General features: G+C 47.6%; 24 protein-coding genes. 14 read left to right on the plus strand and 10 right to left on the minus strand.

The annotated features are described in order from the left end of the window. Positions 1-34 precede the first annotated feature (34 nt). The 3 genes from P6910_RS18500 to P6910_RS18510 form a co-directional block, all read right to left on the minus strand. Positions 35-1,273 carry a type II toxin-antitoxin system HipA family toxin gene (locus P6910_RS18500; protein ID WP_317142728.1) on the minus strand — a complete coding sequence of 413 codons (1,239 nt, stop codon included), beginning with the start codon at positions 1,271-1,273 and terminating at the stop codon, positions 35-37. 34 nt (positions 1,274-1,307) lie between these two features. Then, positions 1,308-1,553: a helix-turn-helix domain-containing protein gene (locus P6910_RS18505; RefSeq protein WP_317142729.1), complete on the minus strand. Its 246-nt coding sequence runs from the start codon at positions 1,551-1,553 to the stop codon at positions 1,308-1,310. A gap of 121 nt (positions 1,554-1,674) precedes the next feature. Next, positions 1,675-2,337 (minus strand): TetR/AcrR family transcriptional regulator, encoded by a 663-nt coding sequence (locus P6910_RS18510; RefSeq protein WP_317142730.1) that lies wholly within the window; start codon positions 2,335-2,337, stop codon positions 1,675-1,677. 1,031 nt (positions 2,338-3,368) lie between these two features. On the opposite strand from P6910_RS18510, the gene P6910_RS18515 reads away from it, so the two are divergent. The 7 genes from P6910_RS18515 (at position 3,369) to P6910_RS18545 (ending at position 12,719) form a co-directional block, all read left to right on the plus strand. Next, complete coding sequence (locus P6910_RS18515; protein WP_317142731.1) at positions 3,369-3,674, plus strand: hypothetical protein; 306 nt, start codon at positions 3,369-3,371, stop codon at positions 3,672-3,674. A gap of 407 nt (positions 3,675-4,081) precedes the next feature. Continuing rightward, entirely contained in the window at positions 4,082-5,245 is a 1,164-nt protein-coding gene (locus P6910_RS18520; RefSeq protein ID WP_317142732.1) for an isovaleryl-CoA dehydrogenase, read from the plus strand. 160 nt (positions 5,246-5,405) lie between these two features. Continuing rightward, positions 5,406-7,013 (plus strand): carboxyl transferase domain-containing protein, encoded by a 1,608-nt coding sequence (locus tag P6910_RS18525; RefSeq protein ID WP_317142733.1) that lies wholly within the window; start codon positions 5,406-5,408, stop codon positions 7,011-7,013. Positions 7,014-7,030: 17 nt separating this feature from the next. Next, on the plus strand, positions 7,031-7,816 hold the full coding sequence (locus P6910_RS18530; RefSeq protein ID WP_317142734.1) for an enoyl-CoA hydratase-related protein: 786 nt from the start codon (positions 7,031-7,033) through the stop codon (positions 7,814-7,816). Continuing rightward, positions 7,813-9,864 carry an acetyl/propionyl/methylcrotonyl-CoA carboxylase subunit alpha gene (locus P6910_RS18535; RefSeq protein ID WP_317142735.1) on the plus strand — a complete coding sequence of 684 codons (2,052 nt, stop codon included), beginning with the start codon at positions 7,813-7,815 and terminating at the stop codon, positions 9,862-9,864. Before P6910_RS18530 ends, P6910_RS18535 begins: the two co-directional genes overlap by 4 nt. Continuing rightward, entirely contained in the window at positions 9,854-10,747 is an 894-nt protein-coding gene (locus tag P6910_RS18540) for a hydroxymethylglutaryl-CoA lyase (protein WP_317142736.1), read from the plus strand. The genes P6910_RS18535 and P6910_RS18540 overlap by 11 nt, the downstream gene beginning before the upstream one ends. 13 nt (positions 10,748-10,760) lie before the next feature. Beyond that, positions 10,761-12,719 (plus strand): acetoacetate--CoA ligase, encoded by a 1,959-nt coding sequence (locus tag P6910_RS18545; protein ID WP_317142737.1) that lies wholly within the window; start codon positions 10,761-10,763, stop codon positions 12,717-12,719. A 29-nt stretch (positions 12,720-12,748) separates the two neighbouring features. On the opposite strand, the gene P6910_RS18550 is transcribed toward P6910_RS18545, so the two are convergent. After that, a complete protein-coding gene (locus P6910_RS18550; RefSeq protein ID WP_317142738.1) occupies positions 12,749-13,333 on the minus strand; it encodes a hemerythrin domain-containing protein in 585 nt (194 codons plus the stop codon). 508 nt (positions 13,334-13,841) lie between these two features. On the opposite strand from P6910_RS18550, the gene P6910_RS18555 reads away from it, so the two are divergent. Beyond that, positions 13,842-15,335 carry a CoA-acylating methylmalonate-semialdehyde dehydrogenase gene (locus tag P6910_RS18555; protein WP_317142739.1) on the plus strand — a complete coding sequence of 498 codons (1,494 nt, stop codon included), beginning with the start codon at positions 13,842-13,844 and terminating at the stop codon, positions 15,333-15,335. 81 nt (positions 15,336-15,416) lie between these two features. Here the strand turns inward: P6910_RS18555 and P6910_RS18560 are convergent, their stop codons facing one another. Beyond that, a complete protein-coding gene (locus P6910_RS18560) occupies positions 15,417-15,872 on the minus strand; it encodes a GNAT family N-acetyltransferase (protein ID WP_317142740.1) in 456 nt (151 codons plus the stop codon). Between the two features lie 172 nt (positions 15,873-16,044). Beyond that, positions 16,045-17,166: an alanine dehydrogenase gene (gene ald, locus P6910_RS18565; RefSeq protein WP_317142741.1), complete on the minus strand. Its 1,122-nt coding sequence runs from the start codon at positions 17,164-17,166 to the stop codon at positions 16,045-16,047. A 393-nt stretch (positions 17,167-17,559) separates the two neighbouring features. Here ald and P6910_RS18570 point away from each other — a divergent pair, with 393 nt between their 5' ends. The 5 genes from P6910_RS18570 to P6910_RS18590 all read left to right on the plus strand — a co-directional run bounded on the left by P6910_RS18570 (position 17,560) and on the right by P6910_RS18590 (position 20,765). Beyond that, positions 17,560-17,748 carry a hypothetical protein gene (locus P6910_RS18570; RefSeq protein ID WP_317142742.1) on the plus strand — a complete coding sequence of 63 codons (189 nt, stop codon included), beginning with the start codon at positions 17,560-17,562 and terminating at the stop codon, positions 17,746-17,748. A 92-nt stretch (positions 17,749-17,840) separates the two neighbouring features. Continuing rightward, positions 17,841-18,266, plus strand: a complete 426-nt coding sequence (locus P6910_RS18575) for a DUF3301 domain-containing protein (protein ID WP_317142743.1) — start codon at positions 17,841-17,843, stop codon at positions 18,264-18,266. Positions 18,267-18,375: 109 nt separating this feature from the next. Continuing rightward, positions 18,376-18,942 carry an elongation factor P-like protein YeiP gene (yeiP, locus tag P6910_RS18580; RefSeq protein ID WP_317142744.1) on the plus strand — a complete coding sequence of 189 codons (567 nt, stop codon included), beginning with the start codon at positions 18,376-18,378 and terminating at the stop codon, positions 18,940-18,942. A 611-nt stretch (positions 18,943-19,553) separates the two neighbouring features. Continuing rightward, the gene (locus tag P6910_RS18585) at positions 19,554-20,039 is read left to right on the plus strand and encodes a hypothetical protein (RefSeq protein WP_317142745.1); all 486 of its coding nucleotides are present in this window, start codon (positions 19,554-19,556) and stop codon (positions 20,037-20,039) included. 120 nt (positions 20,040-20,159) lie between these two features. Continuing rightward, positions 20,160-20,765: a DUF416 family protein gene (locus tag P6910_RS18590; RefSeq protein ID WP_317142746.1), complete on the plus strand. Its 606-nt coding sequence runs from the start codon at positions 20,160-20,162 to the stop codon at positions 20,763-20,765. 4 nt (positions 20,766-20,769) lie between these two features. Here P6910_RS18590 and P6910_RS18595 read toward each other — a convergent pair whose 3' ends face one another. Beyond that, positions 20,770-21,876, minus strand: coding sequence for a hypothetical protein (locus P6910_RS18595; protein WP_317142747.1), 1,107 nt, complete (start codon positions 21,874-21,876; stop codon positions 20,770-20,772). Between the two features lie 81 nt (positions 21,877-21,957). Then, the gene (locus P6910_RS18600) at positions 21,958-22,320 is read right to left on the minus strand and encodes a hypothetical protein (protein WP_317142748.1); all 363 of its coding nucleotides are present in this window, start codon (positions 22,318-22,320) and stop codon (positions 21,958-21,960) included. Positions 22,321-22,509: 189 nt separating this feature from the next. Here P6910_RS18600 and P6910_RS18605 point away from each other — a divergent pair, with 189 nt between their 5' ends. Beyond that, entirely contained in the window at positions 22,510-22,710 is a 201-nt protein-coding gene (locus P6910_RS18605) for a DUF2788 domain-containing protein (RefSeq protein WP_317142749.1), read from the plus strand. 194 nt (positions 22,711-22,904) lie between these two features. Here the strand turns inward: P6910_RS18605 and P6910_RS18610 are convergent, their stop codons facing one another. Continuing rightward, the gene (locus P6910_RS18610) at positions 22,905-23,246 is read right to left on the minus strand and encodes a group II intron maturase-specific domain-containing protein (protein ID WP_317141879.1); all 342 of its coding nucleotides are present in this window, start codon (positions 23,244-23,246) and stop codon (positions 22,905-22,907) included. 11 nt (positions 23,247-23,257) lie between these two features. Then, the gene (locus P6910_RS18615; protein ID WP_317142050.1) at positions 23,258-24,211 is read right to left on the minus strand and encodes a reverse transcriptase domain-containing protein; all 954 of its coding nucleotides are present in this window, start codon (positions 24,209-24,211) and stop codon (positions 23,258-23,260) included. Positions 24,212-24,336: the final 125 nt, after the last annotated feature.

The following is a 24,336-nucleotide window of genomic DNA, read 5'->3' on the forward strand; positions in this document are numbered from 1 at the left end:
CTCAGATAGAGTTTGGATGATCTGAATGCCTGCCTCACAGATAACGATCAGTCTTTCTCTTTTTATTCCTTTTGACGTTGTATCTAACGCCAGAGCCGGTTATCGACATAGCTCTGGCAATGGACTTCTCCAGGGCAGTTCTGAGTTCTGGAAACGACTCCCAACGATCAAAGCCGTTAATATAATCTCTGGCAATGTCCGCCATCTCTTCCAATCTTTTTGAAGGATTTTTAACACCAATACCTTTGCCAAATCTCACCAGTTTGTCCTGATCTGGAAACTCCCGGCTCTGCTCCATCTTCAAAGCCAGATCATGAGCATCACTTTTGTACACTGTCGTGTTGACGACATCATAAAGAGGAGAAAGCCTTAACTCTGTTAATGGACAAATACTGTCATAAACTAATGAAAAGTTTTTCAAATGGGCATCGCCATTGCCTAATAAACAACTGATGGCTACATAATCAAAAATCTGATCACTCTGCTGCGTATCTTTTGTATAAAGTTGTACAACTTTAGCGACGTGTTCATAGCTGCCCACATACTTGTCATCACCCGATCTTTTCATCAATACAGCAAAATCTTCCATGCCTAATGACTGCCCCTTTAAAAGATCAAAGCGCTTCATGATAAATAGCTCTTCATTCTGTGACAGCCAAAACTCTGGAACACTGATGCCACACTCTCGGGCGATACTCATACAGATGAACTCATTCAGTGCCAGATTCTCATACTCATCTCCACCGGTTTTAACGATCAGTTCAGGTTCAACCAAAGCTCCTCTTTCACTGGACTTCTGAGTGTTGACCAGAAGTTTTGGCTGAACGCCCGATACCGCTGCCGTGTTCAAAAGGTATTTGTCCAGAAGATAATCAAAGACACTTTCACGACGATCCCAATTTATAAGAGCATCAAGGCTTTCATGCCCTGCTGGTTCCAGAACCAGATCACTTTCGTAACTGAGTCGACCCATTCCGCGATGCTGCTGAAGTGCCAGAAACAACACATCGTTGACCTTAATATACCTCCTTAGTCGTTCAGTTAGCCTTTCCCTGACATAGCCTTCAGGGATATTCATCTGAAAAACAGGATGAAGCGCCCCGCTATTATAAGAAGCTATTCTTTGTGGCATCGTCAAAGAGATGTCTTCACCGGGTTCTGCATAAGAAAAGGAAAAAGAACCCCGGTCAAAGTCCAACACTCCAGCTTTCCCTGCCGGAGTGTGAACCCGGACCCGATTCATTTTTTCTGGCCATTCATCGAAGCGATTCAATCCTTCTCTCCAGTCATGAATTTACCCGTTGTCACTATTCGTATTTAAATAACTCATCAAGATCATCCCATGTGGGTCTTTCAGCATCTTTGACCGTCAGCTCCAGACCCAGCAACCCAAGATAATTGTTCAGAGCCCACAAAGCTCCCCGGTATCGATCGTTTTCTATGGCTGAGATAACACTTCGGGTAGTTTTAGCCTGTTTGGCAGCCTCGGTCTGATTCCAACCCCTGGCTTTTCGGCGATCTCGACATTGCTGTCCAATAGTATTCATTTTCATCAATTATGAGTGCATATACATTCATTATGGCATAAATTAATAAAATGAACTTATATACATTCATTTTTAGTTTGAAAAATTCTGTTCAACTTCTGAGGAAGCGTCTTTCCAAACGGCAAACTCAGGACCTTGATTCCGGCTCTCTCTGCAGAGCATCCTGATCCATCCCGCCCGCCAGAAACTCAATGAGGAACCGGGTCTGCTGAACAATATGTTCCGGAGTCCAGGTCTCAGGGTCCAGACGACACTGCTGATCCCAGCGAGCTACCGTGTGAACCACCATAGAACCCATGAAAGTGAGCCGGGCATGGCGCTCTTTGACACTCAAGTGTGGCAGGGTGGTAGCAAATGCTTCAGTCATACGAACCAGAGAGCTGCTTCTGGGGGGATCCATGGCAAGGATCTGCTGGTTACCGCGCTGGAACAGCTGACTGACCAGGCTGGTATAGGAGCTATCCTCTCTTGAGGTTTTAAGGTTTTCCATATAGGGAAGCAACAGAACCTTAACCAGATCTCTGGTTGTTGGAGGTTCCTTGCGGTTAAGGAGTTCATCCAGCATTTCGTGACGTTTTTGGTTGAGAGGGATCATCCGGAAATCCAGAATGGCATTAATCAATCCGGCCCGGTCACCAAAATGGTACTGAACAGCAGAGTTATTCTTCTGTCCTGCGGCTCTGGCTATTTCACGATCTGAAACCGCATCCAGCCCTCTTTCGGCTATCAGTTTTTCCGCTGCTCTTACCAGCGCTTCCTTAGCGTCTGTCAGACGTATAATTGCATTCATAGTGGTGCCACAAAGGTTAAGCTATCTAGCTTAATTACTCACTTTAATATCATTTAAAAAGAACGAGCCAATTCAGTTATAAAGGCTGCCCACTGTCGTAGACCGCCTACATTATCTGACAGAGAAATGCCGACCATAAAACCCTTTTGCCGTTTTAAATGATGAGACACTGACAGCACTTCCTGTTCAATGCCGTTTAAAAGCAGTATTTAAAGCTTCTTAAATTGAACGCAAGCTTAACATCTGTAGTCTTTGAGGGCGAACCCCAGTGAGAGCTGAAGTCTTAATTCTGCTGCACCGGTTAAAAAATGGCTTCCATTCTCCCTGCCCCGAAGAGGGTGTTCCTTGACAGCCTATGTTCTCCTGAATGCTATGGGCAGGGTGCTGGACAGCCAGGCCAGCTTCCCTGGTTTGGCTGAGATTATTGTAGATTAGAGGGACTTATTCGCAATTAAGTTAGCTTCACTTAACCTTGATGTTATGAACTTTCATTCTAAAACCGTTTCCAACCTTCATTAATCAACTTTAAAAGTCCTCTCAGGAAGAGAATACAAACTGACTTTGGAGTAACCAGGCATGTTTGCCCCTTTGAAAAGAAATTCCAGCATTGACGATTCACTCTCACATACACTTAAGCAAGCCCGATCAGAGGAAGCGCCAAGGGGTATAACTGCAGGTAGGGACGTCACTGTATATGACAAAAATGAATCTTTATTCCTCAGTTTGCCCCACATACCAACATTGATGATTATTAGCCATTTAAATTTTCGAGGGGTTACCGGTTTAGCAAAGGTATGCAAACATTTTCAGACATTTTATAAAACAAAAAGACTGTGGAAAGAGCTTGGTATCGCCGGTTTCCTTCACCACACCAATATCAACTCACTACCATCGCTACGACAAAAAAAGATGCGGAAAAACTCCGTCATTGACTGCAGCCGTCCGCATATGAGTGCACCATCGAGTCACTTATAGAACAAAGAAATGAGACTCATTTTCCTGCCGACCTTCTTTTCACCAACAGTAAACTGATGTCTCAATGTGAAAAGTTTGAGTTAGTGGAAAAAATCAAACTTAGCCCTGATTATAAAATCACCACAGCCATCTTCAGCGCCGATGGTTGCCATGTATTGACGATCGCCAACAAAGACAAAGAGGCTCAAATTTATGGTCTCGGGGGCGATGAGTCCTGGGTCAAAAAAGCCACTATTCGGCGCAAGTCGAGGATCCTGTCAGCCACCATCAGCAGCGATGGCCGACATGTGTTGACCATCAATGCATCTCATCAGCTGAGAATCACTGAACTACAGAGGAAAGGATTGATTACATGTGCCTGAAGGACATTGCACGCACCATGGGTGGACATAAGAACGTCTGCCGGAATGGGCAAAAAATCCGGGTCTCACCTTAATGGCTGTAAAGTCGGGTTATGCGTGAACCCAGGCTGGATTGTACGACAGTTAGTATTGATCACTTTGACAATGGCCGTTCCCCGAACAGTCACAACCTTCACTCGGGCAGACACAAAGAACATTTCCTATTACGTAATATGCAACTTTCAACAATAAGCATTTACGTTGACTCCAAGAAGTGGAACACTAACATTATACTCTGTAGTTATTTATCCTATAACTGCCGTTTAGATGGATGTACGGAAAGATCTTCGGGACTGTAGCCACAAATTGAAATGCATTAGCCAATCAGTGCCTATAGTCTAAGAATAATTTAAACAAAGATACTTTCGATGAGCTACCTGACATTCAACTTCAATCTGGGTGAAACCAATGATCTGCTGAGAGAGCAGGTCAGACAGTTTTGCGATCATGAAATTGCTCCGCTTGCACAGGAAATCGACAGGAGCAACCAGTTCCCCATGAACCTCTGGCAGAAGCTCGGAGAGATGGGTTTGCTCGGTATAACAGCAGAAGAAGAGTTTGGCGGTTCTGGCATGGGTTATCTCGCGCATGTCATCGCTATGGAAGAGATCAGCCGCGCTTCCGCCTCCGTTGCGCTCAGTTATGGCGCACACTCTAATCTGTGCGTAAATCAGATCAGTTGCAACGGCAACATAGAACAAAAACAGAAATACCTTCCCAAGTTGATTAGTGGTGAACACATCGGTGCTCTGGCCATGAGCGAACCCAACGCAGGGTCTGATGTTATCAGTATGAAACTGAAAGCCGAAAAAAAAGGCGACAGATATATTCTGAATGGCAATAAAATGTGGATCACCAATGGCCCTGATGCCCACACCTACGTCATTTATGCCAAAACCGAACCCGGAAAAGGCTCCCGGGGAATCACCGCATTCATCGTTGAACGAGACGCCAGGGGTTTCTCTCGCGCACAAAAGCTGGACAAACTGGGTATGAGAGGCTCGAACACCTGTGAGCTGGTGTTTGAAGATTGCGAAGTGCCTGCAGAAAATGTACTGGGCAACGTCAATGAAGGGGTAGCTGTACTCATGAGTGGTCTGGACTATGAAAGGGTCGTTCTGTCCGGTGGCCCGACCGGCATTATGCAAGCCTGCATGGATATCGTGATCCCCTACATCCACGATCGTAAACAGTTTGGCAAATCCATTGGTGAATTTCAGCTGATTCAGGGCAAAGTGGCTGACATGTATAGCCAGATGAATGCCAGTAAAGCTTACCTTTATGCGGTTGCGTCAGCCTGTGATCGTGGTGAAAGTACCCGCAAAGACGCAGCCGGTGTCATTCTTTATTGTGCAGAGCGCGCTACTCAGATGGCACTGGAGGCCATTCAGATTCTGGGAGGCAATGGCTACATCAATGAATACCCGACAGGTCGCCTGCTCAGAGACGCCAAACTCTATGAGATAGGTGCCGGTACATCAGAAATCCGTCGTATGCTGATTGGCAGGGAGCTGTTCCAGGAGTCTTGCTAACAGCGACAGGCAGTATTGCCTTCTTCAGGGAGCCATGCTGCCATAACAATAATAAAGTTCCCAAACAGCCATGGCCTTGGCATGCTGGATGTGATCTGACCCCTATCCCAACGCTGCAAGACTATGTGCAAACGAAACGGCTCCATCAGAGGCGATCAATATGCCCGTACTATCTTCAAAAGTGGCACCCGATAGTCCCGAATTCCACAAGAACCGGCGACATATGCAGGCCCTGGTAGACCAGATCAATACTCGCTTTGAGACCATTGCCCGGGGCGGCAGTCAAAGATCCAGAGACAACCATACTGCCCGAGGCAAACTGTTAGCCCGGGATCGTATTGCCCAGTTACTTGATCCCAACTCGCCCTTTCTTGAAGTAGGCCGTTTTGCCGCCACAGACATCTATGATAATGACGCTCCCTGCGCCGGTGTGGTAGCAGGTATAGGTTTTGTTGCTGGCATTGAATGTATGATCCTGGCCAACGATGCCACTGTAAAAGGCGGCAGCTACTTCCCGCTTACGGTAAAAAAGCACCTGCGCGCCCAAACCATAGCTGAACAAAATCATCTTCCCTGCATTTACCTGGTGGATTCCGGAGGGGCCAACCTTCCCTATCAGGATGAAGTATTTCCAGACAGAGAACACTTCGGTCGCATCTTCTTTAACCAGGCCAATATGTCTGCCAAAGGAATCCCCCAGATTGCAGCGGTTATGGGCTCCTGTACAGCAGGGGGAGCCTATGTACCGGCTATGGCAGACGAAACCATTATCGTCAGAAATCAGGGCACCATTTTTCTGGCAGGACCACCACTGGTCAAAGCCGCTACCGGTGAAGAGGTCACGGCAGAAGAACTGGGTGGAGCCAGAGTTCATTGTGAACAATCCGGGGTGGCTGATCACATGGCGGAAAATGATGCCCATGCCCTTGAACTTGTAAGACACGCCATTGGCAGACTAAACAAAAAGAAAAACCACTCTGTTTCTTTAGAAAAGCCTGTTCCTCCAGTCTATGACCCCGGCGAGCTCTATGGTCTGATCCCTTCTGATCTGAAACAAAATTATGACGTTCGAGAAGTCATTGCCCGAATCGTCGATGGCTCCGAATTTGATGAATTCAAGGCCCGCTATGGCAACACCCTGGTCTGCGGCTTCGCCAGAATTCATGGTCACCCGGTCGGTATTCTGGCTAACAACGGTGTGCTTTTCTCAGAATCAGCCCAAAAAGGCGCGCACTTTATTGAATTATGCTGCCAACGACGTATACCTTTGATTTTCCTGCAAAACATCACAGGCTTTATGGTGGGTTCAAAATATGAAGCTGGGGGTATAGCCAAAGACGGCGCCAAAATGGTGAATGCGGTGGCCTGTGCAACGGTGCCCAAGCTCACCGTCATCATTGGTGGTAGTTTTGGTGCTGGCAACTACGGCATGTGCGGCCGGGCTTATGATCCAAGATTTCTATGGACCTGGCCCAATGCAAGAATCTCGGTCATGGGCGGTGAACAGGCCGCCGAGGTTCTGGCCCAGGTTAAAAAAGATAGCCTGGCCCGAAAGGGAGAAACCCTTTCTGCTGACGAAGAGGCCGCCATAAAAACACCGGTCATCGAAACCTATGACCACAAGGGCAACCCGATTTATGCCAGTGCCCGGCTCTGGGACGACGGCATTATTGACCCCGTCAATACCCGTGACATTCTGGGACAGAGCCTTTCTGCAACCCTCAATGCGCCCATTGATGAGACTCGCTTCGGCGTTTTCAGAATGTGAGGCAGGGAAGTAATACCATGAGCAACTCTCTTATTATCGAAACCAGCGACAATGGTGTTGCCACCATTACCATGAATCGTCCGGAAGTGGGTAATGCCTTTAATGCCGAACTGATCAGCGAACTGATTGATGCCCTGAAACAGCTGTCTGGCGAAGAGACTCGACTCCTGCAACTGAGGGGCTCCGGTAAACATTTTTCTGCCGGAGGTGACCTTAACTGGATGAAGAACGCCATTCATCTGAGTGAGCAGGAAAACTACGACGACGCACGTACACTATCGGAGCTGCTCTACACCCTGAATCACTTTCCTGCCCCCACCATGGCAGTGGTTCAGGGCGCTGCATTTGGTGGTGCCGTAGGATTGATTTGTGCCTGTGATATCGCAGTTGGTGCTGACAACACCCGATTCAGCCTGAGTGAGGTCAGGATTGGCCTGATTCCAGCCGTCATCAGCGCATACGTTGTCCAGGCCATTGGCACCCGTCAAGCCCGTCGTTACTTCCTCAGTGCGGAAGTCTTTTCCGGAGAAAAAGCGCTTGAACTGGAATTGCTGCATGAACTGGTGCCTGAATCAGAACTTGACACAAAAGCCGATGACCTGACCCAACAGCTTATGGGGAATGCTCCAGCAGCGACCCGATTGGCAAAAAGCATGCTGCACAGAGTTCATAACAAACCCATTGATGATGAATTTGTTGAACTGGCTTGCCGGGAGATAGCCCGGATCAGAGTCTCTCCGGAAGGTCAGGAAGGTCTGGCATCATTCCTTGAAAAACGCAAACCTTCATGGAGACAGCCATGAGCAAGAATACAGCCATGAACTCGAACAGCAGTCTCCAGAATGTAAAGCATTTCCATAAAATCCTCATTGCCAACCGGGGTGAAATCGCCTGCAGGGTAATAAGAACCGCCAGAAAACTGGGAATCAGAACAGTCGCAGTCTACTCTGATGCGGATTATCAGGCCCTTCACAAAACCCTGGCCGATGAGGCTTATTATATTGGCCCTTCACCTGCACAAAAAAGCTACCTGTGCAGCGACAAACTGATTGAAGTAGCAAAACAATCCGGTGCTCAGGCAGTGCATCCTGGCTATGGGTTTCTGTCTGAGAATGCCGACTTTGCCCTCGCCTGTCATGACGCCGGTATTCACTTCATTGGACCCGGACACGAAGCCATCAAAGCAATGGGTTCAAAAAGTGAAGCCAAAACCCTGATGGAAAAAGCCGGTGTTCCTATTTGTCCCGGTTACCACGGTTCCGATCAATCTGATGAAACCCTGATCCTGGAGGCAGAGCGCATCGGTTACCCCCTGATGGTCAAAGCCGCACTGGGTGGCGGCGGCAAGGGCATGAGAATTATTGAGCATTACGACCAGTTACAGGAAGGCCTTCAGTCGGCCCGAAGAGAGGCCCTGAAAAGTTTTGGCGATGACCACTTACTTCTGGAGTCGTATATCACCCAACCTCGCCATGTAGAAGTTCAGATCTTTTTCGATCATAACAATGAAGGTGTTTATCTCTTCGACCGTGACTGCTCCTTGCAGCGACGTCATCAGAAAGTCATCGAAGAAGCCCCCGCTCCTGACCTTTCCGGCTCCATGCGAAAAAGTATGGGAGAGGCTGCAGTCTCAGCGGGTAGGGCCATACAATATCGCGGAGCCGGTACAGTTGAGTTCCTGGTTGATGGTCAACGTTTCTATTTTATGGAAATGAATACACGACTTCAGGTCGAGCACCCGGTCACTGAGGCTATTACCGGACAGGATCTGGTTGAATGGCAACTGGCTATTGCCGCAGGTGCATCTTTACCCCTGACCCAGGATCAGCTGCAATGTCATGGTCATGCCCTTGAAGCTCGAATTTATGCCGAAAGCCCCGATCATGACTTTTTACCTTCTTCAGGGAAAATCATGGGCTTGCAATGGCCTCAGGAAGTGGATCACATCCGCATCGATACCGGTGTACAACAAGGCGATCATATCTCCAGCCACTATGACCCGATGCTGGCAAAACTGGTAGTCTGGGCCGAAGATCGTGAATCTGCTATTGATAAAATGTCCCGGGCTTTGTCTGACTATCAACAGGCTGGCTTGAGTGATAACCGTGATTTTTTGCTACATATGGTCACTGAGCCCGCTTTCAGAAAAGCTGGATTATCCACACATTTTATTGATCAACATCCACCTCAGACAGAGCTGGATCATGATCAACTAAGAATGTCGTTGATTGCAGGAGCCCTTTATCAATTCCATCAATCTCAATACGAGGGGTCGTTACCGGCTGCTTCAGCACCGTCTCAAAAGACTCTTTTTCTGAACCAACAACCCTACCTGATTTCACTGGAGAAAGTGTCTGAGGGATTCAAGGTGAGTCTGCCTGATGGCTATTGTCAGGCTGATATTCACTGGTATGAGGCAGAGTCAGGTTGTTTGTCGGGACAACTGTTGGTTGGCGATCACACAGAGTTCTCTTCAACACAATTAAAATTACAATGTCGTATGTTTTCCCTACCAGAAGCCAGACTGAAAATATTCTTCCCTGACTTCAGTGTCGAGCTGTGTCTTTCAGGACAATGTCTGACTGCTCACGATGGCTCTGAAGCCATGTCGGCGCCCATGAACGGAACCGTCAGCTCTGTCATGGTCTCAGAGGGACAGCAGGTCAATGCCGGAGCCCCTTTACTGGTTATGGAAGCCATGAAAATGGAGCATACCATCCACGCTCCCTGTGACGGAATGATTGAATCGATCTTTTACAAGGAAGGCGAAAGAGTGGACGCTGGTTCGTCACTCATGAGTTTTCAGGAAGCTTTGAGCAAAGGTACAAAGGAAAACGAAAATGCTGCCTGAATCTGTCCGCATTGTTGAAGTTGGAGCCCGTGACGGGCTTCAGAATCTACCAACGCCAGCGTCTTCGGAAACCCGAGTGGAGCTTGTCAACTTACTGTCTCAGTCCGGTCTTCAGCACATTGAAACCGGCAGTTTCGTTTCCTCCGACTATGTTCCCCAGATGGCGGGCTCGGATCAGGTATTCAAGACCATTAAGCGACAAAGTGACGTTGTTTACACGGCTTTGACCCCCAACCTCAGGGGGATGGAAGATGCCCTGAAAGCAGGAGCGGACGAGGCTGCAGTGTTTGCCTCAGCTTCCGAAGGTTTCAGTCAGAAAAACATCAACTGCTCCATTGCCGAGAGCCTTAAACGTTTTGAACCGGTTATGGAGTTGGCCAAACAGAATAGTATGCCTGTCAGAGGCTATGTTTCCTGCATTATCAGTTGCCCTTATGATGGTGCAACCACACCTCGGCAAGTGGCTGAAGTGACTAAAGCGCTCTATCAAATGGGATGCTACGAAGTATCCCTTGGAGATACCGTAGGTACAGGAACGCCTCTTCGGGTTAAAAGAGTTCTGGAAGCCTGTTGCCGTGAAGTGTCTATCAGACACCTTGCTGCTCACTATCACAATACCTATGGACAGGCATTGGCCAATATTTACGCATCTCTTGAGGAAGGTCTGGCGGTAGTGGATTCAGCGGTTGCAGGTCTGGGTGGCTGCCCCTACGCACCGGGAGCCTCTGGCAATGTAGCGACTGAAGATGTGCTCTATCTAATGGAAGGTCTGAACATCACAACCGGCGTGCAAATGAACAAGCTTTTGGAGGCAGCTAACTTCATCTGTCATCAATTGGGTATTCGTTCTCACTCGAACACTGGACTGGCTTTAAATAAATAAAACAGGATCGCATATGACGCAGCTCTGGACACCTGACGAGAGCCGGATTCAATCATCAAATCTTCATACATTCATTCAGTCTGTCAATGAAAGTAGCGTTCGACAGCTGACTGACTACCACTCCCTCTATGACTGGAGTGTCAGTGATCGTTATGCTTTCTGGGAAAACCTGGCAAATTTTGTCGATATTCAATTTCACACCCTACCCTCTGCCATCTGCAACCATGATCAAATGCCAGGGCCAAAATGGTTCCCTGACGCAACTCTAAACTATGCAGAACACATGCTGCGCCATGGCAAGGATGCTGATAGGGCTACAAAAGATGCGCTGATTTTCAGACGCGAAGACGGCCACCGTACCACCTTGAGTTATGGCGAACTGGCTAAAGCGGTTGCAGCAGCTCAGGCAGGACTGAAAGCGGCAGGGGTCACCAAAGGAGACAGAGTGGCAGCTTTTATGCCCAACTGCCCTGAAACCCTGATCATGATGCTGGCTACTACCGCCCTGGGAGCTATCTGGTCGTCCTGTTCGCCAGACTTTGGTATTCAGGGCGTTCTGGACCGTTTTGGGCAAATCGAACCAAAAGTACTGCTCGGCATCGATGGCTACTTTTATGGTGGCAAGCCGATTCAGTGCCTGGAAAAGGTTCAATCCCTTCAGACACAAATCCCTTCTATCGAACAAACCGTCATTGTGCCATTCCTGAGCAGTGGTGCCGATATTAGTTTGCGAACCTCATCGGTCTTATACGACGATTTTATTATTCAAGACATTGATACACCTGAGTTTGTAGCGGTAGACTTTAATCATCCTCTGTTCATAATGTACTCTTCCGGCACGACCGGAGCCCCAAAGTGCATCGTGCATGGACATGGCGGAACCCTTCTGCAACACCTGAAGGAATTGTCTTTACACACGAATTTAAAACCCGAAGACACTATCTTCTACTATTCTACTTGCGGCTGGATGATGTGGAACTGGCTGGCTTCCTCTCTTGCTTTGGGAACCACTGTCGTTCTTTATGATGGCTCACCTTTCTATCCTGAACCGCGAAGTCTTATAGATATGGCGGAAGAAGAAGGCATCACTGTTTTCGGCACCAGTGCAAAATACATTGCGGCACTGGAAAAGGCCGGGGTTAAACCCGCTGAATCTCACTCTTTACCAAAGCTGAAGACTATTCTGTCTACGGGCTCTCCTCTGCTTCACGAGAGCTTTGATTACGTGTACCGGCACATCAAAAAAGACCTCTGCCTTTCTTCTATTTCTGGTGGCACCGATATCATCTCCTGCTTTGCTTTGGGCTGCCCTACCTTACCGGTTAATAAAGGAGAGATTCAGTGCCGCGGACTGGGAATGGACGTTCAGTTCGTCAGCCCTGAAGGCAAGCCCCTGTTGGAGGAGAAAGGTGAACTGACCTGTCAGAGCAGTTTCCCATCCATGCCCATTGGATTCTGGAATGATCCCGAAAATAAAAACTATCACAAAGCCTATTTTAGCCAGCTCCCTGGTGTTTGGGCCCATGGGGACTTTGGTGAGCTGACAGAAAATAAGGGGGTGATCATTCACGGTCGGGCAGATGCTGTCCTGAATCCGGGTGGTGTAAGAATCGGGACTGCGGAAATTTACCGACAGGTTGAAAAGATAGAAGAGGTACTCGAAAGTATTGCCATTGGTCAGGAGTGGAAAGGCGATGTCAGGGTTGTTCTGTTTGTTAAGTTACGAGATGGCACCACGCTGAATGACGAGCTCATCAGTAAAATAAAAAAAACTATTCGGGCCAATACAACACCCCGTCATGTACCCGCAGTTGTACTACAGACACCGGATATCCCCAGAACAATCAGTGGCAAGATTGTTGAGCTGGCCGTCAGGGATGTTGTCCACGACAAACCGGTTGCCAATACCGATGCCCTGGCAAACCCGGAAGCTTTAGACTACTTCAAGAAACGACCAGAGCTTCAGAAATAGAGGGCTGCCGCCTTAGAGACGGCAGTTTTTCACTGTACTTTGGAAACTACCCGGTCAACGGGAGCGCCCACCACAAACTGGTACAGGTTTTCATAGGATTCCCGGGCGTGGGATCCAAATAGAGGGTCTGAAGTCTCTTTCAGAGACTCGCTCACCTGCTTGAAGTCTTCTTCCGTCAGAATGTCTTTCATCGCCGGAATCAACACCCTGTTTTCCTTCTTTATATGAGCCCTTTGCAACTCAACGTATTTTTGATAATCCGCCAGCAGCTGATTGACCGGGATAACCTGATCCATAGCCAGGGCATTGAAGCGCTCTATCAGACTGGTGATTAACTGACGTATTTCTTTATGTTCAGCCTCTACTTCTGCCATGACAGCACGCTGGCAAGCATCTGTCAGTCCGGGACGGAGACGGGATAGCAAACGGGATTCCAGTGGATGATGAAAGCAGTCTGGATAATGATGCAGGTAATCCAGAGCATCAAGAATCAGCCAGACTCTGGGAGTATGCTCATTGTCATCCTTGTATCCGGATACTTCATGATCCAGACAATCGAGCAGGCGTAAAAGGTGCTCGTGATCCTTCACAAGTCTATTGATCAGTAACGACATAGCACTCTTCCTCTCTTGTTCTTCTTGTTATGAAATGCCAGCCCTGCAAGAAAACTTAACAGGCCTTGAAAGCATTCAGACATTTCTGCCCTGGGCTCCAGAATGGACAGCGCCCTTTTGAGTCAAGGGAATAAAACACTCTCACATCGTGACAGCTGAAAATATTCTATTTGCAGAATATTTCCAAAAGGTTACTTCATACCTCATTTTGCTATTTTTCAAGTCAGCTTACACAACGATCATTTGAGTAAGCTCCCAGAGTAACTCTGTTCAGCCAGAATCCAAAAGCCCTTGAATCAAAAATATTGATTCAGGTCAAAATTCTCAGTCCTGCTTTCTTTACTGGATGAGTATGCTAATGTCGAAATAAGTCAGTAGCCGTTGAGAGAAGGTTGAACATTAGATCGTGGCGCTCAGCCCTTCATGCGGAGACTGAATTCCCGTAACCTTAAGAAGGTAATGGTTTCACTCTGAACAATAAAAGTAATGAACTGTAAGGAGCCCTGAAATGAGTGCTCAAATCAACCATTTCATCGCCGGTTTGCCCTCTGCCCCCAGCGTACGACAGTTACCCGTTTTTAACCCTGCTACCGGGCAACAGGAAGCTTCTGTTTCTCTGGCCAGTGCCATAGAAGTCGAGGTTGCCATAGCCACAGCCAAGCAGGCTTTTGAAATCTGGCGAAATGTCACACCGCTAAATCGTGCAAGACTTCTCTTCAAATACAGGGAACTGGTTGAAAGACACCGTGATCAACTGGCTGAAATGCTGACCAGAGAACATGGTAAGGTTCTGGAAGATGCTCATGGCGATATTACCCGAGGGTTGGAAGTCGTAGAATTTGCTTGTGGTATTCCTCACCTGCTGAAAGGGGAATACACAGAAAATGTGGGAACTGATGTGGATGCCTGGTCCGTCAGCCAACCTTTGGGCGTAGTGGCAGGAATCACACCTTTTAACTTCCCGGCCATGGTGCCCATGTGGATGTTCCCCCTGGCTATTGCCTGCGGTAACACTTTTATTCTCAAACCTTCAGAAAAAGCCCCCTCAGTTCCTTTCCGTCTGGCCGAATTGATGAAAGAAGCCGGTCTTCCCGATGGTGTTCTGAATGTGGTCAATGGTGATAAGGAAGCTGTTGATACTATCCTCGCCTCAAGGGATGTTCAGGCCGTCAGTTTTGTTGGCTCTACAGCTGTTGCTGAGTATATCTATCAGAAAGGCTGCCACCACGGAAAGCGCGTTCAGGCTCTGGGTGGAGCGAAAAACCACATGGTTATCATGCCAGATGCTGATCTTGATCAGGCCGTTGATTCACTGATAGGTGCTGCCTACGGTTCTGCGGGCGAACGCTGTATGGCTATTTCTGTCGCAGTTGCCGTGGGTGACGTAGCAGATGCACTTATTGAACGCCTGGCTCCGAGAGTGAAAGCCTTGAAGGTGGGTAATGGTCTGATGTCTGGTATTGAACTGGGTCCACTCATCAGCCAGGAGCACCGCAGCAAGGTATCAGGTTATGTGGATGCCGGTATTGCCCAGGGCGCCAAACTGGTCGTGGACGGCAGAAATTATTCTGTTGAGGGTCACGAAGAGGGTTACTTTCTGGGCGGCTGCCTGTTCGACAATGTCACCACCGATATGTCCATTTACCGGGAAGAGATATTCGGACCGGTACTGTCGATAGTGCGAGTGCCTGATTATGAGACAGCGGTCACCCTGATCAATGATCATGAATACGGCAACGGTACTGCCATCTTCACTCGTGATGGCAACAGTGCCCGACAGTTTGCCCATGACATCCAGATCGGCATGGTCGGCATAAATGTACCCATTCCAGTCCCAATGTCATTCCACAGCTTTGGCGGCTGGAAGCGCTCTCTGTTTGGTCCATTACATATGCACGGCATGGAAGGTGTGAAGTTTTATACACGTCGCAAAGCTATTACTTCTCGTTGGCCAATTGGAATCAGACCAGGCGCAGAGTTTGTCATTCCTACCATGAAATGAATAGCCACTGGACATTAGAAGCTGGCACACAGCAGAATCAGTTGTCAGAGACAACATGAGCCGCTTGTGTGTCAGTGGTCATCAAAACCTTCTTAAAAACATGGCAATATGGGGAATACCATCTTCCTCATAGATGTCACCTTCAGCTTTAAAGCCATAAGCGCCATAAAATGTTTGAAGGTGAGCCTGACCACTAAGATAAAGATCATATCCAGGAAAGAGTTCGGTGGCTTTTTCTACCGCTCGTTTCATCAACTCTTTGCCTAACCCGCTGCCACGGTAAGAGTATGTAGTGATAACACGACCAATAGCCACAACAGATTCGGGGGAGGACGGAGGTATAATCCTCAGATAGGCTGCAAGATCATTTCCATCTTCCCCCCAGCCCGATAAGTGCAGAGACCTTTGATCAGCACCATCCGCATCGTGATAAGGGCAATCCTGCTCAACGATAAAGACATCCTGTCGGGCTTTCAGAATGCTATATACTTCCTGCCCGGTAAGTTCTTCAAACCTGGACCATTGCCAATTAATCAAACCCGAATCCAACCCAAAATCAATCAACCTGTGTGTGTGAATCTCTATTCACTGTTAAGTAGCCAGTTACCTGACAGAGTATCCTGCTTACCGGACCATCTCTCAAGAATTAAAAACAAAAAACTCTGGCTTCCAAAAGCAAACCAGAGCTTTCGGTTCAGATAATCTTAAATCAGATTTCAGACAGCATTTCAAAAGCAGGCCTATAGGTCAGGTTTTGTACCTGAGCAACGCTCTCACAGGTCACTATGCCTTTGCAGACGTTAAGACCTTCCAGCAGGTGTGGATTATCCTCAAGAGCTTTACGAGTACCTTTATTGGCAATGTCTAGAACGTATGGCAGCGTTGCATTTGTCAGTGCCACTGTAGAAGTTCTTGCCACGGCACCTGGCATGTTGGCCACACAGTAGTGAACAACACCATTCACGATGAAGGTAGGATCATCATGGGTGGTGGGTCTGGACGTTTCAACACAACCACCCTGATCAATAGCAACATCAACAATAACAGAGCCACGCTTCATTCTGCTGATAAGATCTCTGGTCACCAATTTGGGTGCGGCAGCACCTGGCAGCAGAACTCCCCCTACCAGCAGATCAGCTGTCAGTACATGTTCTTCAATAGAGTGATGAGTAGAGAATACGGTTTTAATACGGTTGCCATAACGGGCATCAAGCTGTCTGAGAGTGTCCATAGAGCGATCCAGAACAACTACGTCCGCCCCCATGCCGACAGCCATAGCAGCAGCATTTTGACCAACGACACCGCCACCGATAATGACAACCTTCGCAGGATCTACGCCAGGAACACCACCCATGAGCACGCCACGACCTGACTGAGACTTCTCGAGACAGTGAGCCCCAGCCTGAATAGACATACGACCTGCGACTTCTGACATAGGTGCCAGCAAAGGCAGACGACCATTAGCATCTGTTACAGTCTCATAGGCGATGCAGGTAGCTCCTGATTCAATCAGCCCCTGAGTCTGAGGAATGTCTGCCGCCAGATGAAGGTAAGTAAAGAGAGTATGGTGAGGACGTAGCCTTGCTCTTTCAATAGCCTGAGGTTCCTTGACCTTAACAATCAGCTCAGCCTTTTCGAACACTGCCTCGGCAGTTTTAACAATAGTACCCCCGGCATTCTCATAACAATCATTGGTGAAACCAATACCTGCTCCGGCATTCATTTCAACAATAACTTCATGTCCCTGTGCCACGAGTTCCTTAACTGCAGCGGGTGTTAACCCGACTCGATACTCATGATTTTTTATTTCTTTCGGCACACCTACCAGCATATATTCCCCCAGTCCAAGCCTTGTCTGCACTTATAACCTAGTATAAGGCTCTCGAATCAGTGAATTATTTTCATTTTACACTTTTTTTAAAATATTCAACCAAAAAAAGCTAACACCACAAACAAAATCACCAGCTCCAGAAATTTTCAGACAATCAACTGCCTCACCACAAGCGAAAAGGAAAAGGATTCTGCGAGGTTAGTCAATAGAATCAATAAGGAGGCTGTAAAGCTCTGTAAAGGTTGAAGAAAGCATCTCCAAAGTCAAAAAAACTAAACATACTGTTGCTATTCTTGTTTCGAATTCCAGTGAGCCCTTTGTTCGACCAGAACCCGGAATGGACTATCTGGACAGTAGAGAGTCACTTTATGGAACCAATAGCTGGAGGCTGACGTGCCCGACACCATTTTTATGCTTGAATATCTCAACCGGGTTGGCGTAGACATCAAGCAGTTTGCTGATCAGAAAGCCCTGACGGCGGAATACTTCAGAAGAATTTACAGAGTCGACCCCAGGGAAAAGATCATTGACCGTGATGGAAAGCCCGTTGGTAAAGCCACCAATCCAAGACATCTGCACTGATTTCTGGTTTATTACTCAGAAAAACGCCGCAACTTGTAAAAGAAACTCTTGAGGCATAGCTTTTCTATCTTGCTTGGCTATAAAATGCCCTCATGAACGTTATCATCTGGATGCTACTCGGAGCAGCTTTTGCCTGGTACTGGGCTGATACAACTAAAGCGAGAGAAATCGCCATCGTACATGGCAGACGTACCTGCAAGGAAATGAACTTACAGCTCCTTGATGGGACTGTGGTTCGTTATTCTACACGTTTCAAGCGCAGTCCAGACGGTCAGATGCGCCTTGCCAGAGATTTCAGTTTTGAGTTTACACCCGATGGGATTCAGCGTTACCCGGGTCATATACGCTTGCTCGGTCAATACTTGCAGGTAGTGAATTTGCAATACACTAACCCTGAAGAACAGCAAACTTCGAATCTGATCATTTCTACAGAATATTCAGACGATACTCAGCCAGAGAATAACAACCCATCTGATACAGTTGATCTGACAAACTACCAGGACAAGAAGCGCTGGTAGATGATTTCAGCTCAAGCATTCAGACCCAATGCAAATGATTAACGAGCCGATGGCAATTTCTGTCCTGTGATAGAATTTGCCCGCCCCCTTTGAACCGAGGTTAAGATAGATGGCCTATGCCAAAGATCTGAAGAAAGGTCAGATTGTTCAAATTGAAAACCAGTATTGCATCGTCCGACAGCAGGAAACCAAGAGTCCATCCGCTCGCGGTGCCTCAACCCTCTATAAGTTTCGTTTCAGCTCCATCCCTTGTGGCCAGAAGCTGGAGATGACCTGCACAGGTGACGATCAGTTTGCTGATGTCGACTTACTCCGCCGAACAGTTTCACTTCTATATCGTGAAGGTGATGAGTTTACCTTTATGGACAGTGAGGACTACAGCCAGTATCTGGTTAACTCAAGCACGATTCAAGAACAACTTCCCTATATATCTGATGGCATGGAAGGACTGACCGCTCTCTTGGTCGATGGTCAGTTACTGGCTATTGAACTACCGTCATCTATCGCTCTGGAAATTATTGATACCTCTCCCGCTATTAAAGGTGCTTCTGCAGCTGCTCGTACAAAAACGGCACGATTGACTACCGGTCTTGAAGTTCAGGTTCCGGAATACCTGAGTACCGGAGAAATCATCAAGATTAATACAGAGACAGGCAAATTCATGTCCAGAGCATAAAGTCGGATCATACCTTTTCGGCTCTTCAAACCCTCTGCGAAATAAACCTTCAACAGCGCATTTCAGTGCGCTGTTAAAACGTTCGCCAGTGAAGCTGGTCACCCAATGTCAGGGCAGTATGACCAGATAGTATTGGTCATTCTCATCCCAGAGCCTGCAAAAGGCTCAAGATAACAACCCCATGGCCGATAAAGCCAGATAGCAGAGTTGTCTTGTAGATTTCACGGCTCAAGGAAAAAACCAGTAATAAGTAAAATAAATAAAAAGGAAGATAACTATTTATATGGCCCCAATACACAACGAATGGATAACGAAGTGTTTATCCCTTTTTGTACCATTCATCACGGCCATCCTGAGAAATTATTTCAGAATATAATAATGAAAAAACATATATATATTATGTCGCTATATTGAGCAGGAAATTCAGGGCACTTCAGCCTGAGCATGCTTAACTGACTAGTAAGGGTTTTTCTCTTGCCAGCATGGCGTATAGACTGGCAATATAATTTGGGTGGAAGCGCATTCAGCGCTAACTAAGGGTTAGCACCATGGATGGAAGCAAATCTTTAAGCAGCTCTAGTGTATGTTGCAAATGGGGATCGTGTTTTTTCATGACTTTGTTCCCGGTTGTAGCACTGTCAGACTCGGAAGGTCATTATCTTTCAGGGTCCCCTCATTACAGCACTGCCTACTCTCGTGATGTTTCGATGATTGACCCTTTCTCTGCCATAACTACCAAGCGATCAGAAAACGTCAATAGAATGCCTGAGCTGTCTATCCGGGAAAAATCCAAAGTAAACCAGAAAGAAGTCAGCTCTTTTGTATACAAGGCTGTTAGCGACCCCAAAAAGTTGGCTGAACAGGCGGCTGCCAGTGCTGCATTTCTAGGGCTCGACTACATTGGTGCTGCCAGACCCATCAAAGAAGGCATGGACTTCATCAAGGAAAAAACTCAGTTTGAATTTGGCGACTGTGGTAAGGTCCGGTTCAGCAGTAGCGTCAAAGCAGAAACCTGCATGTTTGATGATTCCATAATTGAACTCAATTCTGATTATGATCTGGATTCTTTCACTGTTAATTTCAAATGGCAGATCTAATCAAAGGGCTATGATTTGTATCTAAAGCTCTAACTAACTCAAGAACTTCTTCTAAGCAGTGCCTTCCCGGTATAATCCCGTTAGAATCCCTGTCCAGATATTCTGGCTTGAGGTTTCACCTTGAACACACATAGACAATACGCTCAGTTCTTGCGTCAACTGGAGAAACTTCCAGCATGGAAGCTCGTAGGAGTCGCAACTGCTGTCTGTGAAAGAAGCTGGCCCAACTTTGCCCTGTTTGCCGAACTGACAGAGTTTGGACTTCCCGAAGACGTTCGACACTCCCTTAATATGCTCTGGGATAACGTCGCAGGCCATCAGTCAGCCAAAAACTTTGAGCGTTTACTGGAGAAACTTGAACCGAATGTACCCGACCTTGATGAGTGGGAAATGTTTGGCACCATTCCAGCTTACGACAGCGTTATTAGTACGATATGTGCCGTTAACTGTGCCATGGAACCTGATGCTGGAGAGACAGCCAGTGCCTTGACACTCTCACTGAGCACCATTGGTAAATTCATTAAGTATACAGAAGCTGAAGAGCTTAAAGGGACTGAACTCCAACAGTATGTTGAACAGCATGAGCTTTATCAGCAACAGATTGCGTTTATTGAAGAAGTGCTGAATCAAATCAGTAGAAGCAAACAAAGCCCTGATGTTATGAAACAGATCAGGGCTTTGGCCAGGAATGAAGGAATCAGCCACATTGGTATCAGTCTAGAGTGATCCATCATTTAGAATTACTGATGATATCTTTCAGCAATGAATAAATTTTACTCTGGGCGTTAGACATCGCATCAAAGTTCTGATTGTAAGTAGTCATTGCACGCTGCAACTGGACAGTCTGCAACTGGTTACTCCCCGTCAGATTTTCTTTTGCAGAGGTCAGTGATGTCTTCAGCGAAGCCCATTCCTCTGGTGTGAGCTGGCCCTTTCCACTGGCGTCGGTGTAATTGATCTTCAGCAGATTACTAAGAACATCACGCTCTTCCTGTGTCAATGCTGGCATACCACCAGTCACTTCATTAGTAAAACTATTATGGAAGGCGACTTTACGGGCTTCGTAGCCACTGAGAGTATGACTGGAATCGTTCGGGTCCTTACGAGTCATCTGGTTGGTATTCACTCCGTCAAACTCCCAGGAATGAAGCCCACCCGCCTCAAGCAGAACATAACCATCGTTACTGGCAGCATCCAGGGCGGTGCCATTCAGATTTGGCGTACCAATAACAGGCTTTGCCGTATTCAAATCGGTTACTGTAAGCCCCTGATTGCCTCTGGTGATGGTGATTCCGGTGATATCTGCGAGACCTCCTGACAAATTGGAAGGATCAAAGGAGGTTCCGGGAGCGGATGTTTGAAAAGTAATCTCAGTACCATCATCCAACACCATAGTCATATCATTCATAACCGGAATACCCACCTGTTTGGCATCCGAAATGGAGCCCTTGGCAACCGGCACCAGTGCCTGGTTCTGATAATTGAGTTGGTTGCCTTCAGCATCCACCAGAGTGAATGTAGTTTTGCCATTAGCATCCGGCTGAATAGCAATGCCATAACCATTATCCAGTACAATGTTATTACCGTTAGTGGTCCAGGTCGTCTGCTTGTATTGACTGGTGCCGTACTGGGCTATGTTGGATTTGTTGATCAGAGTATTGACGTTACCCAGTAGCTTATTAGAAGTTTCTATCTCACCGACAAGTCTGCGGACTTCCGAGTCCAGCATGTTCCCGCGCTCAAGGTAGACAGCCGAGACAAAGTCCTGCTGACTGAGCTTGGAAGAATCAACAACATTAACATTATTATTACTGTTAACTCCATTAACGGTAGCCATGAAAAACCGCCCCTGTCATCCACATAAATATTCAGTAAAAAAACACTGTTTTCTGCCCGTTCCAGCCGTTCCTTTCGACCATCAGACAAATCCGGTCCGATGCCTTCTGCCGGAGGATCTTGATTTTGTCTTCGGTTTCAGCAGTCGATTAGCCAGTCTGAGTTCTTTTCGTTTCAGTGATGCTTCTTGAGAAAGGTCACTCTTCAGCTCATCATTGAACTTGATCAGCTCCTGACGGGCTTTATGCTTGAAATGGGTGGGCCAGGCATCGCTATTTATAAACTCACGGAGTTTCTTTTTATCCATACCAACAGAGTCCATAAAGTCTTTCTGTTGGTTAATGCCTGCTTTGGCGGTCTTTACTGCAGCTTCGGATTCCTGCTGAGCAAGCCAGGACGATTTCTTAAGCTTAGTGACATCGATCAATCTGATACGGGAGGCCATGGGGTTTCTCCTTTTAGCGAAGTAAGCAGCCATGTACCCACTAGTCAACGGCCCATTATCGCTTTGGCACTTTACATTCTTTCCAGCTCAACCTTACTTTCCGATGACATCAGCCAGTTCTTCTTATTTCAGTGTAGACATAGAATCCATCAGAGATAGAATGAGTAGCCTTATTCGCTGGAGTGAAGTATGGATATAGACAGTTTTGAAAGCCTTATGATGAAAGCCCTCCTGACAGCTCTGGTGCTGTTCATGGGTTTCATTGTCTACGATCTGGCTAAAAAGTCGAAAGCGGGAAAGTTTGGTACATTTATTCTTTTTGGCGCTTTATGCTTGGGTGTACTGGGATTTGTCCTGAAAGGTTTTTTGATGAAAACGATTGGCGGTTAGGGCCCTTACTGTCCATACCGGCAAATCAAGCTGATTTACCCGGAGGGCACTGACGAAACAGGTAATTGTGCAGATCGGGATAGGGCGTAGCCTCACAGCTACGCTCACCGGGTAGAAGGAGCTACCAATTGTAGCTCCAACCCCCTCAGATCCCGGCGTGCGGATTTCCCGCACCGGGCTCTTCGATATTTGACTCACAGCACAGCCATGGATTTCATTGCCATAAAAGGCAGCATTATCCTCGGTTTCTGTAACGGCAGAAGCTGCTTGAGATTATGGTACTTTTCCCATGGAATCTTGCCTTTCCGGCATCGGCTACACAGCATCTTGTACCAGTAGCGGTCAACAAACCGGTAAAGCTTCTCCATACTTCGGAAGTTTCCTCCCAGACCGTAATACGCATAATGCCCTCTCAACCGTCGATTGATCGCTGTCACTTGTTCGTGCAGCGGATCATGGCGTATTCGTCTCAGCAGTTCCTTCAGTTTGGCTATGCTGCGTCTTAGGCGGGATTTTTCCGTTCTCCTTCCCACCATGAAGTTTCCTTTCAGATTCCTTGTGCAGTAGTGCGTAAAGCCAAGGAAGTAAACCGTCTCCGATCGTCTTCCCCACGACTGGCAAAACGTCCGAACCTGACTAACCGGGTTTTATCCGGCTCCAGTTTCAACGCAAATTTCTCCAGTCGCTGTGGCAGCACATTCATGAACCGCTCCGCATCACTGCGATACTGAAAACACACCACAAAGTCATCAATGTACCTGATCAGCCATGCCTCGCCTTTTAGCCGGGGCTTGACCTTGCACTCGAACCAGAGGTCAAGCACATAATGCAGGTACAGGTTGCTCAGAACTACGCTGATCGGCCCACCCTGAGGCGTACCTTCTTCACACTCTTGCAACTCCCCGGCCTCCATCACCCCGGCTTTCAACCAGCGCCGTATAAGGTTCAGAATTCTGGGATCACCGACCCGGTGTTCCACAAAACGAAGCAGCCATCCATGGTCAAGACTCCCAAAGAAGTTCTTCAAGTCCGCTTCCAGCACCCAGCTGACCTTTCGGCCTGAAACCACCTCGTTAAAAGTGGACAGGGCATGGTGCGCTCCCAGTCGTGGCCTGCCACCCATGGAACAGGGCAAAAAGTCCTGCTCATAAATAGCATTCAGCACATCAGCAACACTTCGCTGCAAAGCCCGGTCATTGATGCAGGGAACACCCAGAGGGCGCTTTTCCTTTTTCCCCGGCTTGGGTATCCATGCCCTTTTGACCGGCGGTGCCTTGTAGCCTTGCCGATGGATAGACGTCAGTGTCTGTTGCAACCACCGCTTAAAGTCTTTCTTTGTCTCTTCGACAGTCAGCCCATCGACTCCGGGCGATGTGTTGTGTGGAATCTTGTTCAGATTCATACACAGGCTCGCCGGGGTAATATGATGTGCCAGACTTGTGAAGCGAAGTTTCGGATAACTCCGGGCTTTCGCTGCTACCCTCTCCAGTCCCGTTGCCATGGCTGGTTTACCTTCTCACTGCGTAAAAGACCGTAACTCCCTCAGATGTGGAGCCCATGTTTCCCTGGAAAGGCTCAAATACCGCCAGCCGCTTCCCCATGTGACGGGCTCTCCCCGCCTCGGAG

Origin of the sequence: Endozoicomonas sp. 8E, assembly GCF_032883915.1 — a bacterium.
In the GTDB taxonomy this organism is placed as follows: domain Bacteria; phylum Pseudomonadota; class Gammaproteobacteria; order Pseudomonadales; family Endozoicomonadaceae; genus Endozoicomonas_A.

Coding starts and splice junctions, on each gene's coding strand:
- P6910_RS18505 (WP_317142729.1), bottom strand. CDS start 1,553: ATGAAAATGAATACTATTGGACAGCAATGTCGAGATCGCCGAAAAGCC.
- P6910_RS18510 (WP_317142730.1), bottom strand. CDS start 2,337: ATGAATGCAATTATACGTCTGACAGACGCTAAGGAAGCGCTGGTAAGA.
- P6910_RS18515 (WP_317142731.1), top strand. CDS start 3,369: ATGTCTCAATGTGAAAAGTTTGAGTTAGTGGAAAAAATCAAACTTAGC.
- P6910_RS18520 (WP_317142732.1), top strand. CDS start 4,082: ATGAGCTACCTGACATTCAACTTCAATCTGGGTGAAACCAATGATCTG.
- P6910_RS18525 (WP_317142733.1), top strand. CDS start 5,406: ATGCCCGTACTATCTTCAAAAGTGGCACCCGATAGTCCCGAATTCCAC.
- P6910_RS18530 (WP_317142734.1), top strand. CDS start 7,031: ATGAGCAACTCTCTTATTATCGAAACCAGCGACAATGGTGTTGCCACC.
- P6910_RS18535 (WP_317142735.1), top strand. CDS start 7,813: ATGAGCAAGAATACAGCCATGAACTCGAACAGCAGTCTCCAGAATGTA.
- P6910_RS18540 (WP_317142736.1), top strand. CDS start 9,854: ATGCTGCCTGAATCTGTCCGCATTGTTGAAGTTGGAGCCCGTGACGGG.
- P6910_RS18545 (WP_317142737.1), top strand. CDS start 10,761: ATGACGCAGCTCTGGACACCTGACGAGAGCCGGATTCAATCATCAAAT.
- P6910_RS18550 (WP_317142738.1), bottom strand. CDS start 13,333: ATGTCGTTACTGATCAATAGACTTGTGAAGGATCACGAGCACCTTTTA.
- P6910_RS18555 (WP_317142739.1), top strand. CDS start 13,842: ATGAGTGCTCAAATCAACCATTTCATCGCCGGTTTGCCCTCTGCCCCC.
- ald (WP_317142741.1), bottom strand. CDS start 17,166: ATGCTGGTAGGTGTGCCGAAAGAAATAAAAAATCATGAGTATCGAGTC.
- P6910_RS18575 (WP_317142743.1), top strand. CDS start 17,841: ATGAACGTTATCATCTGGATGCTACTCGGAGCAGCTTTTGCCTGGTAC.
- yeiP (WP_317142744.1), top strand. CDS start 18,376: ATGGCCTATGCCAAAGATCTGAAGAAAGGTCAGATTGTTCAAATTGAA.
- P6910_RS18585 (WP_317142745.1), top strand. CDS start 19,554: ATGACTTTGTTCCCGGTTGTAGCACTGTCAGACTCGGAAGGTCATTAT.
- P6910_RS18595 (WP_317142747.1), bottom strand. CDS start 21,876: ATGGCTACCGTTAATGGAGTTAACAGTAATAATAATGTTAATGTTGTT.
- P6910_RS18600 (WP_317142748.1), bottom strand. CDS start 22,320: ATGGCCTCCCGTATCAGATTGATCGATGTCACTAAGCTTAAGAAATCG.
- P6910_RS18605 (WP_317142749.1), top strand. CDS start 22,510: ATGGATATAGACAGTTTTGAAAGCCTTATGATGAAAGCCCTCCTGACA.
- P6910_RS18610 (WP_317141879.1), bottom strand. CDS start 23,246: ATGGTGGGAAGGAGAACGGAAAAATCCCGCCTAAGACGCAGCATAGCC.
- P6910_RS18615 (WP_317142050.1), bottom strand. CDS start 24,211: ATGGCAACGGGACTGGAGAGGGTAGCAGCGAAAGCCCGGAGTTATCCG.